This window comes from Rhizobium sp. AC44/96, from assembly GCF_001692185.1.
In the GTDB taxonomy this organism is placed as follows: domain Bacteria; phylum Pseudomonadota; class Alphaproteobacteria; order Rhizobiales; family Rhizobiaceae; genus Rhizobium.
Genome location: NZ_LXKO01000025.1, coordinates 411,581 through 427,760 on the forward strand (window position 1 = coordinate 411,581; position 16,180 = coordinate 427,760).

The 16,180-nt window shown below is 61.5% G+C and carries 12 protein-coding genes; all 12 read left to right on the forward strand.

Annotation, left to right across the window (positions count from 1 at the left end):
- Positions 1–18: 18 nt before the first annotated feature.
- On the forward strand, positions 19–1,119 hold the full coding sequence (locus A6U87_RS19400; RefSeq protein ID WP_065692907.1) for a BMP family ABC transporter substrate-binding protein: 1,101 nt from the start codon (positions 19–21) through the stop codon (positions 1,117–1,119).
- Between the two features lie 86 nt (positions 1,120–1,205).
- Positions 1,206–2,405: an amidohydrolase family protein gene (locus tag A6U87_RS19405; RefSeq protein WP_065692908.1), complete on the forward strand. Its 1,200-nt coding sequence runs from the start codon at positions 1,206–1,208 to the stop codon at positions 2,403–2,405.
- On the forward strand, positions 2,405–3,985 hold the full coding sequence (locus tag A6U87_RS19410; protein WP_065692909.1) for a gamma-glutamyltransferase family protein: 1,581 nt from the start codon (positions 2,405–2,407) through the stop codon (positions 3,983–3,985). Before A6U87_RS19405 ends, A6U87_RS19410 begins: the two co-directional genes overlap by 1 nt.
- Positions 3,982–5,250 (forward strand): amidohydrolase family protein, encoded by a 1,269-nt coding sequence (locus A6U87_RS19415; protein ID WP_065692910.1) that lies wholly within the window; start codon positions 3,982–3,984, stop codon positions 5,248–5,250. The genes A6U87_RS19410 and A6U87_RS19415 overlap by 4 nt, the downstream gene beginning before the upstream one ends.
- Positions 5,251–5,266: 16 nt before the next feature.
- Positions 5,267–5,752, forward strand: a complete 486-nt coding sequence (locus A6U87_RS19420; protein ID WP_065692911.1) for a nucleoside deaminase — start codon at positions 5,267–5,269, stop codon at positions 5,750–5,752.
- Between the two features lie 174 nt (positions 5,753–5,926).
- Positions 5,927–7,219: a RimK family alpha-L-glutamate ligase gene (locus tag A6U87_RS19425; protein ID WP_198928728.1), complete on the forward strand. Its 1,293-nt coding sequence runs from the start codon at positions 5,927–5,929 to the stop codon at positions 7,217–7,219.
- A 32-nt stretch (positions 7,220–7,251) separates the two neighbouring features.
- Positions 7,252–8,778 carry a hypothetical protein gene (locus A6U87_RS19430; protein WP_141683998.1) on the forward strand — a complete coding sequence of 509 codons (1,527 nt, stop codon included), beginning with the start codon at positions 7,252–7,254 and terminating at the stop codon, positions 8,776–8,778.
- Positions 8,775–10,223: an aminotransferase class V-fold PLP-dependent enzyme gene (locus A6U87_RS19435; protein WP_065692913.1), complete on the forward strand. Its 1,449-nt coding sequence runs from the start codon at positions 8,775–8,777 to the stop codon at positions 10,221–10,223. The genes A6U87_RS19430 and A6U87_RS19435 overlap by 4 nt, the downstream gene beginning before the upstream one ends.
- Before the next feature lie 187 nt (positions 10,224–10,410).
- Positions 10,411–12,345, forward strand: coding sequence for a hypothetical protein (locus A6U87_RS19440; protein WP_065692914.1), 1,935 nt, complete (start codon positions 10,411–10,413; stop codon positions 12,343–12,345).
- 27 nt (positions 12,346–12,372) lie between these two features.
- Entirely contained in the window at positions 12,373–12,591 is a 219-nt protein-coding gene (locus A6U87_RS19445; RefSeq protein WP_065692915.1) for a hypothetical protein, read from the forward strand.
- Between the two features lie 389 nt (positions 12,592–12,980).
- Positions 12,981–15,050, forward strand: a complete 2,070-nt coding sequence (locus A6U87_RS19450) for an ATP-dependent helicase (RefSeq protein WP_065692916.1) — start codon at positions 12,981–12,983, stop codon at positions 15,048–15,050.
- 106 nt (positions 15,051–15,156) lie between these two features.
- The gene (locus tag A6U87_RS19455; RefSeq protein ID WP_065692917.1) at positions 15,157–16,155 is read left to right on the forward strand and encodes a LacI family DNA-binding transcriptional regulator; all 999 of its coding nucleotides are present in this window, start codon (positions 15,157–15,159) and stop codon (positions 16,153–16,155) included.
- Positions 16,156–16,180: the final 25 nt, after the last annotated feature.

Consider the following 16,180-nt stretch of genomic DNA (forward strand, 5'->3'; position numbering starts at 1 on the left):
CCAAAGAGAGGAACTGACATGACCAATTTTTCCAGACGCGATTTCCTGAAGACCAGTGCTGCGGCGTCGCTTGCCATCGCCGGCGGCGCCAAGCCGCTGTTTGCCGCAGACGAGGTGCTGAAGGTCGGCGTCATTCACATGGGGGCGATCTCCGACACCGGCTGGGAGTATTTCCAGGCCAACGCGTGGCGCGCGCTGGAGAAGGCCTATCCGGATAAGGTCAAGGTCACGGTGCTGGAGAACATCGCCCAAGTTCAGGATTGCGAGCGTCTGTTCCGCCAGCTTTCCTCGCAGGGCCACAAGCTGATCTTCGGAACCACCTTCTCGCAGTATGCGTCCCTCAAGAAACTCGCGCCGACGCTGCCGAATTCGCATTTCGAGTGCTGCGCTGGCATCGATGCCGGCAAGAATCTCGGCGTGTTTGAAGCGCGCCACTACGAAGGTACCTATCTTACCGGCATTGCCGCCGGTCGCATGACGAAGAGCAACGTTCTCGGCTGGGTCGGTGCGTTCCCCGTGCCGCAGGTCATCTACAGCCTGAATGCATTCCTGCTGGGTGCGCGCAGCGTCAATCCGAACGCAGTCCTGAAAGTCGTCTGGGCCAATGCCTGGGTGGATCCGGCCAAGGAAAAGGATGCGGTTGCCGCGCTGGTGGCGCAGGGCGCCGACGTGATCTCCGGTAGCCCGAATACACCGGTTCAGGGCCTTGCCGCCGAAGAAAAGGGCGTCTGGTCGATCGGCAGCACCGGCGACTTCTCGGCTTACGTCAAGAAGAAGCAGCTCGTCTCGTTCGAACTTGACTGGAGCGCAGCTCATATCAATGCGGCCAAGGCCGTGATGGCCGGCACATGGCAGCCGTCCAACAACTGGCTGGGCCTCGGCGAAGGCGGCTACGTCAAGATGACGACCAGCAGCCCTGAGCTGCCCGAATCCGTGGCAGCCGAAATGAAAGCTGCGGAAGCGGCGATCATCAGCGGCAAGCTGAAGCCATTTACCGGCGAGATCAAGGATCAGTCGGGAACGGTGAAGGTAGCCGCCGGGCAGACTCTTGCCGATAATGACATCAAGGGCATGACCTGGCTGATGGAAGGCGTGCAGGGCACTCTGCCGCAGAACTGAGAAACCTGAATTGAAACGGCGCGCCGGCCTGCCCGAAACGGAAGCCGGCGCGCGACAATAAAACGACAAAAGACGAGGAGATGCCAATGAGCACGATTGAAACAGTTTTTACCAATGCCCGGCTGGCCGATGGGTCACTCTACGATATCAGCGTGGTCGGCGGACGGATCTCCGCGATCACGCCGGCTGGCCAAGGCGGACCGGGCGGCACTGTCGTCGATCTGGCCGGCGCGCTACTCGTACCGAGCTTTGTCGAGGGGCATATCCATCTCGATACCAGCTTTTATGGCGACAAGTGGATTCCGCACAAACCCTGCACGAACGGTTTTGACGTCCATGAGCGCGTTGCCTTCCAGGCGCAGAACATGGCTCAGGCCGCGGCCATGGATGTACGGGCGCGCAACCAGCTCGATCTGTGCATCGGCCAGGGCAGCGTGAAGATGCGCAGCCATGTGATGGTGGACGGCTCGGTGGGCCTGAAGTCGTTGGAGACTATCCTTGCGGTCCGTGAGGAGTATGCGGGCCTGATCGACATCCAGCTGGTGGCGTTCCCGCAAAGCGGGATCCTGAAGAGCCCTGGGACGCCAGAACTGATGGACGAGGCGGTTGCACTCGGTGCCGATCTTGTCGGCGGTCTTGATCCCGGCAGTTTCGACCGCGATGTGAACGGACACCTGGATGTCGTCTTCGGGATCGCTGAAAAGCGCGGCGTCGACGTCGATATCCACCTGCACGACGCGGGCACGCTCGGCGCCTTCACCATCGAGGAAATCTGCTCGCGCACGGTGGCGCTCGGCATGCAGGGTCACGTTGCCGTCAGCCATGCCTATGGACTTGGCGATCTGCCCCCGGAGGTGGCAAGGAAAATCGCCGATCGGATCGCCAGCAGCGGCGTCTCGATCATGACGAACGCTCCCGGCAATCATAATTTCCCGCCGGTTGCACTGCTCAGGGCCGCGGGCGTCACCGTTTTCAGCGGTAGCGACAACATTCGCGATTCCTGGTGGCCTTATGGCGACGGCGACATGCTCGGTCGCGCAATGATGATCGGCTATCGCTCTGGTTTCTATACCGATGACGAGCTGAGCGCCGCGTTCGACGTGGTCACGGCCTCGGGTGCAAAGGCATTGCGGCTGGAAGGCTACGGTATCGAGGTTGGCGCCAAGGCGGATTTCGTCACTCTCGCGGCTGAGCATGTTCCGGAGGCTGTTGTCGCCATTCCGAAAGACCGTCAGGTGTTCAAGGAAGGGCGGCTTGTCGCCAGGAACGGGGTTGTAGTCCGCTGATGACGCCAGGAACCAGACAGACGGCGGATGCCGGCGCCACCTCGCAAACTGCGATGATCACCACGCCTCACTGGCAGGCGAGCGAAGCCGGCGCGGCTGTGCTGAAGCGCGGCGGCAACGCAATCGAAGCGTTGGTTGCCGCGGGCGCTGCACTCTCGGTGCTTTATCCGCACTTCTGCGGATTGGGTGGCGATGCCGTCTGGATGGTTTCGGATGCCGATGGCAATGTCCGCTCGTTTCTCGGTATCGGGCAGTCGGCCCGCAATATTGACGGTATCACCGCTATACCCTCGCGCGGGCCCGGATCGACGCTGACCAGCGCTTGTCTCGTCGACAGCTGGGAGCGGGTGCTCGCCCATTCGACATCCGCATGGGCGGGCAAGGAACGCCTCTCCGGCCTGCTTGATGACGCCATCCGGATTGCGACCGATGGCTTTACGGTCAGCTCGTCGCAGCGTTTCTGGCATGAGTTTCGCCGCGACGAGCTGGGGGAATGGCCTGGCTTTGCCGCGATCTTCACCGGCAGCGGCATCCAGCGGCAATCCGACCTGGCGCGGTCGCTCTCAGCCATTGCCCGCCACGGTGCGCGTGAATTCTACGAGGGGGAGCTTGGCGCGCGTATCGCGGGCGGTCTAGCCGAGATCGGCTCACCGCTGACTGCCGCTGATCTGGCCGTGACCCGTACACGCGAAGACACTCCTGTTTCGCTTCGTTATCGCGACCTGACGCTGTTTGCGCCGCCGCCGCCAACGCAGGGGCTGACGACGCTTGGCATCATGGGCATACTCGAACATCTGGATATGGCCTGGTTCGATTTCTTGGGGAGCGCCTATTATCACCGGCTGATCGAGGGCGTGAAACAGGCTTTCCTCGACCGCCACCGCATTGCCGATCCGGATTTTGCGGCGTCTTCGTTAGCCGAGGCGCTGCTGGATCCTGAATGGCTGCGAACCAAGGCGGATGCCATCGATCCGGCGCGTGCCATGCCCTGGCCGCAGCCGCATAGGCATGGCGATACCGCGTTCCTGGCGGCAGTCGATGACAAGGGGCGGGCGGTGTCACTGCTCCAGAGCACCTATTTCGACTGGGGAAGCGGTGTCGTGGTCGGCGATACCGGCATCCTGTGGCAGAACCGCGGAGCAGCCTTCAGTCTGGATCCTTCGAGCCCGAACAGGCTGGAGCCGGGCAAGCGTCCGTTCTACACACTCAATCCTGGCATGGCGCTGAAGGATGGCCGTCCTCACCTGCTTTACGGAACCCAGGGTGCCGATGGGCAGCCGCAGACCTTGGCACTGCTGATCAGCCTGCTGGCCGACCATCATCTTGATCCGCTGGCGGCGCTTTCGCGCCCGAGGTTCCTGCTTGGCCAGACGTTTTCAGACAGCCGCCACACGCTCAAGATCGAGAGCAATGTCGGTGCCGATGCCATCGGGTCGCTATCTGCGATGGGCCATGTGGTGAGCGGTATCGACGCCTTCAGCCAACTGGGCGGTCAGGCGGGGATCATCAAGATCGGGGCGCAAGGACGCCTGGCCGGTGCTCATGACCCGCGCAGCGACGGCGGCGCAATCGGTCTATGACAACGTCAGCCCTGCCGTATGATCTCGTCATCCGCCACGTTCGCACCGAGGAGGACGGGGCGCTGGTCGACATTGCCGTACAAGGCGGCCGGATCGTGGCAGTCGAGCCGCGTTTCAGATGCGAGGCGATTGAGGAGTTTGATGCGCAAGGCGCCTTCGCATTCAGCGGTTTCGTGGACAGCCACATTCATCTCGACAAGGCCTGCATTCTCGATCGCTGCGTCATTTGCGAGGGTACGCTCGCCGAAGCCGTGCGCGAGACGGCGAGAGTGAAACCCGCCTTCAACGAGGCCGACGTCTATCAGCGCGCCGCGCGCCTGGTGGAAAAGGCCATTGTTCATGGCACGACACGGATGCGGTCTTTCGTCGAGATCGATCCGCGGGTCGGCTTCCGGTCGTTTGAGGCAATCAAGCGGATCAGGCGCGATTTTGCCTTCGCGATCGACGTCGAAATCTGCGCCTTTGCGCAGGAAGGACTGACCAACGAGCCCGAGAGCCTCGTCATGCTGGACCAGGCACTGGCAGAGGGTGCAGATCTCATCGGTGGGTGCCCATACATCGATCCGGAGCCGCGCCGGCACGTGGGATTGATTTTCGATCTTGCCGAGAAGCATGATGTCGCGGTCGACTTTCACCTCGATTTCGACCTTGATCCGGCCAACACCAATCTGCCGGCCGTGATCGAGGAAACTGTCAGGCGCGGCTGGCAGGGGAGGGTGTCGATCGGCCATGTCACCAACCTTTCTGCCATGTCTCCTGGTCGTCTTTCGCGGGTTGCGGCCGCTCTTGTCGAGGCTGGTATCGCGTTGACCGTTTTGCCCTCGACCGACCTCTTCCTCAATGGCCGCGGTGCCGACCGGCTTGTGCCGCGCGGTGTTGCCCCCGCCCACGTCCTGGCGGCGTCCGGCGTGGTCACGTCGATCGCGACGAACAATGTCCTCAATCCATTCACGCCGTTTGGTGACGCCTCCTTGATCCGCATGGCCAATCTCTATGCCAACGTCGCGCAGCTTTCCCGGGCAGACGACATCGACGCGGTGTTTGCCATGGTCGATCGGTCGGCAGCCCAGCTGATGGGCGTCTCATCAGGAATACGCGTTGGCGCAGAGGCGACGATCGTATTGATGGATTGCCGCGGTCCCCGCTCGGCGGTGCGTGAAATCGCGCCCGTCATCGCCGGCTGGAAGCGCGGACGTCGCAGCTTCGACAACGGCAGGCCGGTCATACACAGGCCTGTCGAGACGATCCTTTCCACCATCCCCTGAAGCAAGGAGCACGCCCATGATTACCGACACGGATCTCAAGCATCTCGGCCGTTGCGTCGAACTGGCGGCGCAGGCTGTTGATGCCGGCGACGAACCCTTCGGGTCGGTGCTCGTTGCAGACGACGGCAGCGTTCTCGCGGAAGACCGCAATCGTATCCATTCAACCGGCGATGGAACACGACATCCGGAGTTCACGCTTGCGAGATGGTCCGCCGAGAACATGACGCCTGCGGATCGGGCCAAGGCCACCGTCTATACCTCGGGAGAGCATTGCCCGATGTGTGCGGCGGCGCACGGTTGGGTGGGGCTTGGCCGCATCGTCTATGCGAGTTCGTCAGATCAGTTGGGCGACTGGCTGCAGGAAATGGGCATCGATGTCTCCCCCGTTCGCAGGATTGCGATCGAGGAGGTGATCCGCGATGCGAAGGTGGATGGTCCTGTTCCTGACCTCGCAGAGAAAGTCCGCGAACTTCACAGGCGCCGTCACGGCGCCAACTCCTGAGCGCGTGACATTGGCTCTTCAACCTCCGATCATCTAAGCAGCAAGCGCGGGCCTCAGGGACCGTCAAAGCAAGGTCCGCACAAGCCACTGGGCACAGAAATACAGGCCAAATCGTGCATCCGTCTGGCGCGGCGTTTCAGCCTCAGCGCAACGGCGACATAAGGAGTTTGGCGTTTGACAGGCACTGTGGCTCAGATCCGGATATCGGAAGACAAAGACATCCTCATAGGCAAGGCTGCGATCGTTCGTACCTTGTACGAGGGGCGCGACATTTCTCCCACCTGGGACAAGCTGATGGCCCGCGTCTCCGCCAATCCGCGGGATGCCGCGGCGTTCCTGGATCTTTCAGCCATCCTGCAGACGCTTGGCAAGGCAGAGGATGCCTCGACAACCCAGCAGGCGGCGCTTGATATATCCAGGTCCTACAGGATCAGGAACGGCGACGGCTCCGGACTGACGGTGCTCGTGCTTCTCACGGCCGGCGACTTCATGGCCAATACGCCGATCGAATTTCTCCTGGAGACGTCCAACACGGTCATCCGGCTCCACTATGTCGATGCGCAAACCGCGAGCCTGGACGATGTTCCGGCGCACGATGTTGCTTTCGTCGCGGTCGGCGAGTCGCCCGAAAATCTGCCGGTCCTGGAGAATCTCGAGCGGCTGTTGAGCAATTGGGCCGGTCCTATCGTCAATAATGCGCCCCGTAGCGTCATCGATCTGTCGCGCGAAGGGGTGGCGGATGCATTCAAGGACGAACCCTCCGTTCTTGCCGCGGCTACGACGCGCATTTCTCGCAACGAGCTGCAGAGTGTCGCTGCCGAGGAGGCCAGCATCGGGTCGATCGCGGGGATTGAAGCCTATCCGGTGATCGTGCGCCCGATCGGTACCCACGCCGGCAAGGGGATGGAGAAGATTGCGACGACGGCGGAGCTTTCGACATACCTTACGTCCCGCTCCGAGACCGAATTCTATATCGTGCCATTCATCGACTATAGCGACGCCGATGGAAAGTTCCGCAAGCAGCGCATCGCCGTTATCGACGGTAAGCCCTATGCAAGCCATCTCGCGATTTCGGATCATTGGATGGTTCACTATCTGAGCGCCGGCATGGCGCAGCACAATGACCGGCGCCTTGAAGAGGCGGCCTGGATGGCAGATTTCGACACCGATTTTGCTGTGCGCCATGCTCGTGCATTCGATGCGCTTCACCAACATATCGGCCTGGACTACTTTGCGATCGATTGCGCCGAGCTTGATGACGGACGTCTGTTCCTGTTTGAGGCGGATGTCGCGATGATCGTCCATTCCATGGATTCGGAGAAGGTCTTCCCGTACAAGAAAGCGGCGATGAACAAGCTCTTCGCCGCATTCGAGAATGCGTTGAAACAACGCGCGGTGTTGGGCGCATCTCCAATGTCCCATCTGCCGGGTGCGGCAGTCACGCATGAACAGCCGTGGCGCCAGTGAAGGCTCTCGCAATCGCGCAACACGGGGTCGCCATGCCTCCGGTTGAGCAGCGGATCCAGCAGGCACTGAATGATCGGTCGCTCGGAAGCGAGGGGCTTTTCCATTCCCTGTCGCTTCTGCTGAGCGCCGGCGGGGACCGTCGAATCCTGTCTGATCCGTTCACCGGCCGAAACCGGTATGGAACGCGCACGACGCTGGCGGAAGACGAGATTTCGTTCGCATCGACGACCGCAAGCAACGTGTCTGCCAGGGGGCTGGCCGCTGCCGGTCACGAGTTGCAGCGGCTGTTCGGAATGGACACACCATCGTCGGTTACCGTCGATCGATGGTTTGACGACCTGCGAGCCAGTATCCGTCACAAACTTGCCTGTGGTGACGCGGAGATCATTCTTGCCGCGTCGGGCACCGATGTGGAGCTTCTGGCCATCTGCATGATGGCGGGCCTGTCGACACGCCCCTTGACCAACATCCTGATTGCGCCTGATGAGACGGGGAGCGGTGTTCCGCTCGCCGCAGCCGGCCGCCATTATTCCGATCTGACCGCGCTCGGCCGTCCGGTGGCCGCCGGCGCGCCGCTTGAAGGTATATCGGCCGATCGCATCGATGTGTGCGCGATTTCGATCCGCAACGAAATTGGCCAGGCCAGACTGCCCGATGAGATCGACGCGGATCTCGTTGCCATGGTCGAACGAGAACTCAAGCGCGGCCGGGATGTGCTCGTTCATGTGCTCGATACGTCGAAGACGGGTCTGACCGGCGTGACACGACAGGCTGCTCGCCATGTCCGTGGCCTTGCGCCCGGACGGGTGCGTGTGATCGTTGATGCGTGCCAATATCGTTGCTCGAACGCGGCGGTGCGCCAGGACATCGCGGATGGCTTCATGGTCGCGGTGACCGGTTCGAAGTTCATCGCCGGGCCGCCATTTGCGGGCGCGCTTCTGGTGCCTGGATCGATCGCGGAGGAGTTGGGGTCCATTGTCGACCTTCCGGCAGGTCTGGCCGAATACACGGCGCTCTACGACTGGCCGGAAACCCTTCGGGCGGGCATAGGCTTTGCGTTCGGTTCGGAACTCAATCTCGGGCTCGGTCTCAGATGGGTTGCGGCCCTGGCAAATCTTGCCGACAGCATTGCCGTTGATGACGGTCTGCAGGGTCTCATCAAGCGGCAATTCGCCCAGCTGGTTCGCGCCCGGATCGGTGATATCGACGGGGCCTTTCTTCACCCGGAGGATGACGGCGAACACCTTGGCTCCCGTGCGATCGTGCCGATGACGATCATCGACGAGACCGGCGCATTTGCGTCTTTCGCACAGGCACAGAGCATCCATCTGGCCATGCGCGAGGCTGGTGAGGGGCCCGTTTGCCACTTGGGCCAGGCGGTGAAGCTGGGCTCGCGCAGCGTGCTACGTGTTGCCGCGTCCGCCCTGGATATCGCGACCGTCTCGGGGCGCATGGCGTTGGGCAACAGCTTGGAGGAAGCCTTCAAGCCGATCGAGTCCAACCTCGACATCGTGTTTGCCAAGTGGGCCGCGATCCGGGCAACCGAGCGGCGTGCATGAGGGACGACGATCCCACCGAGGCACCGTCCGGCCTTGATCCCGATGACTGGGCGCAGTTTCGTGAGAATGCGCACCGGCTGCTCGACGACACGATCGACCATATCGCGAGCATCAGGCAGAAGCCCGTGTGGCGGCCCATGGACGCCGGGATCCGGGAACGATTTGCGCGTCCGCTGCCAGCGGCATCGCGCGACCTCGGGGATGTCCTGGATGACGTTCGCACCCATGTCTTTCCCTACGCGACCGGCAATCTGCATCCATTATTCATGGGATGGGTTCACGGGGCGGGCACGCCTGTCGGCATGCTGGCCGAACTTGTCGCAGCCGGCCTGAACCTCAACTGTGGCGGACGCGACCATGTCGGCGTTGAGGTCGAGCAGCAGATTGTCCGCTGGATGGGTGAGGCGCTCGGATATCCGGCTGGCGCCAGCGGATTGTTTGTCACCGGCTCCTCGATGGCGAACTTCCTTGCCGTCACCATCGCCAAGACCGAGGCGATGGGGCAGTCCAGCCGCGAGACCGGCCTACGCAATACGCCACAGCAGCTCCTGGCCTACACATCCCGCGAGGCGCATGTGTGTATTGCCCAGGCAATGCAGCTGTGCGGCATCGGCTCGGACAACCTTCGCTCGATCGACGTCGACAGCCAGGGCAGGATGCGAACTGACGCCCTGTCGGCGCAGATAGCAGATGATCACAGAGATGGGTTTCTCCCTTTTTTGGTCGTCGGTACCGCGGGAACCGTCAACACGGGGGCGATCGATCCGCTCGGCGAAATCGCAGAGATCGCGCGTCGTGAACGTATCTGGTTCCACGTCGACGGAGCGATCGGAGCGCTTGGAATGCTCTCCCCATCCATGCGCGCGCTATTTGCCGGGATCGAACAATCAGCGTCCGTGGCGCTCGATTTCCACAAATGGGGGCATGTTCCCTATGATGCCGGGTTCCTGCTGGTGCGCGACAGCATTGCCCACAAGCGGGCCTTCGCGCAGCCGGCGGCCTATCTGCAGCGCGCCAACAGGGGGCTTGCCGCCGGTGAAACCTGGCCCTGCGATCTCGGGCCGGACCTGTCGCGCGGGTTCCGTGCGTTGAAGACCTGGATGACCATCGAAGCGCTTGGCAGCGAGCGGATCGGCAATTCCATTGCAAACACCTGTGAGATCGCCCGCTACCTCGCGGATCGTCTCGGCAGCGATCCGAGGTTCGAACTGAAGGCGCCCGTTGCCCTCAACATCGTCTGTTTCGGGATCCGCGGGGCTGACACGGAGTTCACCCGGAACATGGTACTCGATCTCCACGAGGCAGGTTCGGCCGTGCCGTCCTGGACGACGATCAAAGGCGAACTGGCGATCCGCTGCGCGATCGTCAACCATCGGACGACCAGAGCCGATATCGATCGCTTCCTGGATGTGCTGACAAGCTACCTGGCTGCGTCCGCCCGATAACTCGAAAGCATTGAAAACTCGGGGTACGACTGCTCATTAAGAGCAACCCCCAATCGCGGGTTCTGGATCGATGGACGCAACCTATGCGTACCTCCTGAAGAAATGCAGCCGTTGAATCTCGGGAAACATCGTGACAATGTGGCGTCTGGCGGACACGCAACACGCGCGAGAGGCTTAGACAGCAGGAATGGCTTTTGTCCTGGAGACCTTCGGGAAACTGCAGCTCATGGACAGGGAGGGCAACGTGGTTGCATTCCCTGAAAAAGGCCTGTTGTTGCTTGCATATTTGCTGACGAGTGAGCAGGGGACCGCCTACCGAGCGACGTTGGATCGCTTCTTGTGGGGAGAACGGGATCGCGGCATCTCGGATTCCACCTTGCGAAAGCTGCTTTCGAGAATTGCGGCACTTCAAAATGAACTTGGGGTCGAGGTCCTGTCTCTGGAAGGGAGTGCGGTCTCGATCAATCGCGCGGCGCTGTCTTCCGACCTGCTGCTCGTCGGGGACGAGCCGGATCCGTTCGTCCGGCTTAAAGGCCTTGTAAGGTTAATGGACCAGACATTCCTGGGAACGGCCAGCACGCAAAGCCGTGAGTTCAGGCATTGGCTCTCCGAGCGGGAAAAGTATCATGGCGACCTCCTGGAAGACACGCTGAGATCAGCCTCGCAATTGGCACAGACCAAGGAGCAATCCAGGCTCCTGAGGGATGCTGCCATCATCCTATTCAAATCGGGGCCGCGGGATCAGGATACGCTGAACCTGCTCGTGCAGTCGCTTGACGCCGGCGAGCAGGTGGCGTCGCTGCAGTCTTTTTTCGAGGAGCGCCGCAATGCGATCGCGAAAGGGCTCGACACGCTTCAACTGAAGCCAAGCGAGCAAAAACCAAAGGTTGCCGCTCGCGTTTCGGCTCCCTTTGAGGGTTCCGGAGCGTCCGGCTTGCCACTGGTGTCGGGAGAGCTTGGCATTACCGTGCCTCGGCTGGTGTTGCTGCCGCCGACCAATCAATCCACGCACGCCGATGCGGCCTCGCTTGCCGCCTTCCTGATTGAAGACATAACGATCGGGTTTTGTGCGTTCAACAGCCTGCAGGTCATTGCCCCCTATTCGGCGATCCAGATTAGCCATCATCAGGAAACGCAGGCGGCCTTCTTCGAACGCCACAACGTCAACTATGTGCTCGAGACACGGATCAACGCCGTGGGCGATGAAGTTACGCTGTTTGTCCAGCTGATCTTCTTTGACGACAGCCAGATCCTCTGGGCTGATCGCTTTCGCCTGACGCACCATTCGCTCTTGCGCGATCGCAAGGCGATCTCCCGGCAGATCGCGCTTTGCGTATCGAGTGAAATCGCGCGCCACGAGGAGGTCCGTGCCGATCTTCAGCTGCATCCGATCGCCTACCATCGATACCTCGTTGGCCGGCAACATCTAGCAAGGCTGACGCTGCCCAACCTTCGCCGCGCGCGCGGCGAGATGCGCGCAGCCCTCAGCGCAAGTCCGGATTTTGCGCCGGCGCTCAGTTCGATGGGCCGGACCTATTCGAAGGAGTGGCTGCTGACGGCTCGAGGCGACATCGACCTGCTAACCCAGGCGGAGAACCTAGCAAAGAAGGCCATCGAGAAACGCTCGGACTTCGCCGATGGTTTCCGGGAATTCGGCGTCGCCAAGCTGCTGCAGGGCGCATTCGATGAGAGCGCGGAGGCGATGGAGGTGGCTGAAAACCTTGCGCCACACTATGCCGATGTCATCGCCGATCATGCCGATACGCTGGTGCATTGCTCGCGCCCGAGCATGGCTTTGCAGAAGATCGAACGGGCGATCGAACTCAATCCGCTGAGCCCCGACCCCTATCTCTGGACCGCGGCGGGAGCGAACTATGCGCTTAGCGAGTTCCAGGCGGCACTGGACTACATAGGCCGAATGGCCGACCCGAGCCTGGCCGACCGGCTGGCCGCCGCCAGCTGGGCCATGCTCGGCCGCCAGGACATGGCGCGGGTTTGCGTGCGAAGGGTTCGGGAGGCCAACCCGAATTTTGATGTCGACAAATGGCTTGCCGCCGTTCCGAGCAAGGAGCAGTGGCAGAAGGATCTCTACCGTGAAGGCCTGAAGAAGGCAGGATTTTGAACGTTAACCGTTGAAAAGGGGAAGAGCATGTCCGCAGTCGTAGTCATCAGCATTGCAGGTGAAGATGGTCTTTGGGTCGCCGATCTGGGAGCCGGCACCGTCCAGCCGCTGGATGCCCCCAAGGCGGGCACGCTCAAGGCGGTTGCCGACCTGAGGGCGGGGGGAACAGTCATCACGAAAGGCGTGAACCTCGCGGTGGTCGTCAAGTCCGCGGAGCAGGTCTTCTCAGGCCACTACGACGGCTAAGCGGAAGTAATTTTCGTCAAACTCAGCTGCAGACTCTGACTCCGTCGCGTTGGCGCGACGGAGAGCTAGAGAGTTGTGCGCCCTGAGTAACTCGTTTCCGAGCCTGGAGAGAGGGGGTTATTGCGGCGCAATCGATGACTATGCCTGACGGTGTGCGTTCTCGCAAAATCGCCAGAGACCGCTGATGCCCGCCGGCGCATCAGCTCCACCCACCGCGTTGGATTCAGTCGGTGTCGCGAGGCAGGCTTTTCAGCCCGCCCACGAACTGGTACGTTCTATTTTTGTTCTGAGCGCGACGGTGAGTCGATCTTCTAGGGGCTTATCCGCTGATTTCGTTGCCAAGAACGAGCGGAAAGCCGGCGATTGGAACCGTAAAGTGGCAGAGGGTAATGGGCGCGACATATCTGGAAAAACTGAATGATCGCCAGCGCGAGGCGGTTGAACATGGGGTGGGCTTGAATGATGGAGCGGCGGCTGGGCCGCTCTTGATCATTGCCGGGGCAGGGTCCGGAAAGACCAATACACTTGCTCACCGGGTCGCCCATCTTGTCGTCAATGGTGCTGATCCGCGCCGTATCCTCCTCATGACCTTTTCCCGTAGAGCCGCGGCGGAAATGGCGCGGCGGGTCCAGCGCATCTGTCGGCAGGTGCTGGGTGACAATGCGGCGGTCATGACTGATGCGCTGGCATGGGCGGGCACGTTTCACGGGATCGGTGCGCGCCTGCTGCGAACGTATGCCGAGCAGATCGGTCTCAACGTCGACTTTACCATTCATGACCGGGAAGACAGCGCCGATTTGATGAACCTTGTTCGCCACGAACTTGGCTTGTCGAAGACGGACAGCCGTTTTCCGACGAAAGGCACATGCCTTGCCATCTACTCTCGCGTCGTCAATTCCGAGAGCAGCATCATCGACGTGCTGAAATCCGCTTATCCCTGGGTGCTCGGCTGGGAGGAGCAGCTGAAGCAGCTTTTTGCCGGATATGTCGAGGCAAAGCAGGCGCAGAATGTCCTGGATTACGACGACTTGCTGCTCTACTGGGCGCAGATGGTCTCCGATCCTTTGCTTGCCGAGGATATCGGCAATCGCTTCGATCATGTGCTGGTCGATGAGTACCAGGATACCAATCGCTTGCAGTCGTCGATCCTGATGTCGTTGAAACCTGGGGGCCACGGGCTCACCGTGGTTGGCGATGATGCCCAGTCGATCTATTCCTTTCGCGCCGCGACGGTTCGCAACATCCTGGATTTTCCGAAGGCCTTTTCGCCGGCGCCAGCCGACGTCATCACGCTCGATCGCAACTACCGCTCGACACAGCCGATCCTGGCCGCCGCCAACGGTGTCATCGATCTCGCCAGAGAGCGATTCACCAAAAACCTCTGGACGGATCGTGAATCCGAGCAACGCCCGCTGCTCGTGACCGTCAAGGATGAGGTCGATCAGGCAAATTACATCGTCGAACAGGTCCTGGCGAACCGTGAAGTTGGCACGTCACTCAAGCAGCAAGCGGTGCTTTTCCGGTCGTCCAATCACAGCAGCGCGCTGGAAATCGAACTCACGCGTCGCAATATTCCCTTCGTGAAGTTCGGCGGCCTGAAGTTTCTCGACAGTGCCCACGTGAAGGACTTGCTCGCGGTGCTGCGCTTTGCGCAGAATCCACGCGATCGCGTGGCGGGTTTTCGGCTTCTTCAGATGCTTCCTGGCATCGGTCCGCAAACAGCCGGAAAGATCCTCGACACGATCGCGGCCGAGCCCGAGCCATTGCTGTCGCTTGCCGAGATCCCGCCGCCACCGAAAACCGGTGATGCCTGGGCGGATTTCACCAATCTCCTGTCCGGATTGCGGAAATCCTCGGCTGTCTGGCCAAGCGAGATCGGGACGGTGCGCGGCTGGTACGAGCCGCATCTCGACCGCATCCATGAAGATGCCGACACGCGCAAGGCCGATCTTCTGCAACTGGAGCAGATCGCCGGCGGCTATCCGAACCGCGAGCGGTTTCTGACCGAGCTGACGCTGGACCCACCCGATGCCACAAGCGATCAGGCCGGTGTGCCATTGCTTGACGAGGATTATCTGATCCTCTCCACGATCCATTCTGCCAAGGGGCAGGAGTGGCGTTCCGTCTTCATGCTCAACGTCGTGGACGGCTGTATTCCGTCGGATCTGGGAGCGGGAACGACGGCCGAGCTGGAGGAGGAGCGCCGCCTCCTCTATGTCGGAATGACGAGGGCTCGTGACAGCCTCACACTTTTGACGCCACAGCGGTTCTTCACGCATGGCCAGAACACGCAGGGAGACCGCCATGTCTATGCCTCGCGGACGCGGTTCATCCCCGTCACCCTGCTGCAGTTCTTCGAGGTGACGAGCTGGCCGAAAGTTTCGGCGAACGCAAGTGAGCGCAGCACCCGTCAAATACGCATCGACGTTGGCGCCCGCATGCGGTCGATGTGGAAGTAGGCCTGCTTCGCTTGCCTAGGAGAAGGACCCGATCGAAATCATCCGTCTTGACAACGGGGCGCCTGTGGGAGTAATTGGGTAATCGATAACCCAAGGGAGGAACCAAGTGGCGGCATCGCTGTCGGATATCGCGGAAAGGGCGGGGGTCTCAATCAAGACCGTCTCCGGCGCGCTCCATGGCGGCTCCGCGCGGATGTCTGATGAGACGCGTGCGAAGATCAAGGAAATCGCAGACGAACTCGGTTATGTCACCAATCTCGCAGCCCGTGGCGTGCGTCAAGGGTGGCTGCCGCTAATCGGCGTGGTCGCCGACGAGCTCATCACCTCTCCCTTCGCAACGGAGATCATTCGTGGTCTCGATGGTGCTGCCCGAAGCGCTGAGCTTGCGGTCTTCGTCATGAATCTTGGGGGAAACCGCGACGTTGGTTCCGTTCTTGAAGAGGTTCGCCGGTTTCGCCCGCGTGCGACTGCGTTTGCCGCCATGTACCACAAGACCGTGGCGCTGCCGCCGGAACTCGCCAAAAACGTCGGCGTCATGATCAACTGCCGCGAGGTGGATGGTCGCGTGATCTCGCTGGTGCCTGACGAAGAGGCGGCCGCCGCGGAGATGACCCGTCACCTGCTTGACGCCGGCCGGCGTCGCGTTGCCTTCATCAATCTTCCAGGCCTGCTGGCGGGCGATTTGCGCGAGCAGGGCTTCCGGATCACCTTGGCCGAGGCTGGCCTTGCGCCTGTTGCCGTGTTGCCGGCTGTCCGGCGCGCGATCTACAGCGACCGCGCGCCCAGCCTTGTCCTGTCGCATGTCACGGCGCTGATGCAGGCCGCCGACCGACCCGACGCCATCCTTTGTGGCAATGATCGCGTTGCCATGGAGGTCTATGCCGCGCTCCGTCGGGTCGGGGCCTCGATCCCCGGCGACGTTGCCGTGGCAAGCTTCGACAACCAAATCGAGATCGCCTCGCGTCTCGATCCGCCCTTGACGACCATGGCGCTGCCGCATCGGGCCATGGGCCGCCTTGCCGCCGAGATCCTGCTGGCCGAGGAAGCCGGCGGGCCCATGCTGCGAAAGCTGCCGTTCCAGCTCGTGGAACGGTCTTCCGTTTAAACATCGACGCATGCCTATCAATGGA

Bases quoted from the DNA above. Each gene is read 5' to 3' on its own strand.
- A6U87_RS19400 (WP_065692907.1), top strand. From the start codon at position 19: ATGACCAATTTTTCCAGACGCGATTTCCTGAAGACCAGTGCTGCGGCG.
- A6U87_RS19405 (WP_065692908.1), top strand. From the start codon at position 1,206: ATGAGCACGATTGAAACAGTTTTTACCAATGCCCGGCTGGCCGATGGG.
- A6U87_RS19410 (WP_065692909.1), top strand. From the start codon at position 2,405: ATGACGCCAGGAACCAGACAGACGGCGGATGCCGGCGCCACCTCGCAA.
- A6U87_RS19415 (WP_065692910.1), top strand. From the start codon at position 3,982: ATGACAACGTCAGCCCTGCCGTATGATCTCGTCATCCGCCACGTTCGC.
- A6U87_RS19420 (WP_065692911.1), top strand. From the start codon at position 5,267: ATGATTACCGACACGGATCTCAAGCATCTCGGCCGTTGCGTCGAACTG.
- A6U87_RS19430 (WP_141683998.1), top strand. From the start codon at position 7,252: ATGCCTCCGGTTGAGCAGCGGATCCAGCAGGCACTGAATGATCGGTCG.
- A6U87_RS19435 (WP_065692913.1), top strand. From the start codon at position 8,775: ATGAGGGACGACGATCCCACCGAGGCACCGTCCGGCCTTGATCCCGAT.
- A6U87_RS19440 (WP_065692914.1), top strand. From the start codon at position 10,411: ATGGCTTTTGTCCTGGAGACCTTCGGGAAACTGCAGCTCATGGACAGG.
- A6U87_RS19445 (WP_065692915.1), top strand. From the start codon at position 12,373: ATGTCCGCAGTCGTAGTCATCAGCATTGCAGGTGAAGATGGTCTTTGG.
- A6U87_RS19450 (WP_065692916.1), top strand. From the start codon at position 12,981: ATGGGCGCGACATATCTGGAAAAACTGAATGATCGCCAGCGCGAGGCG.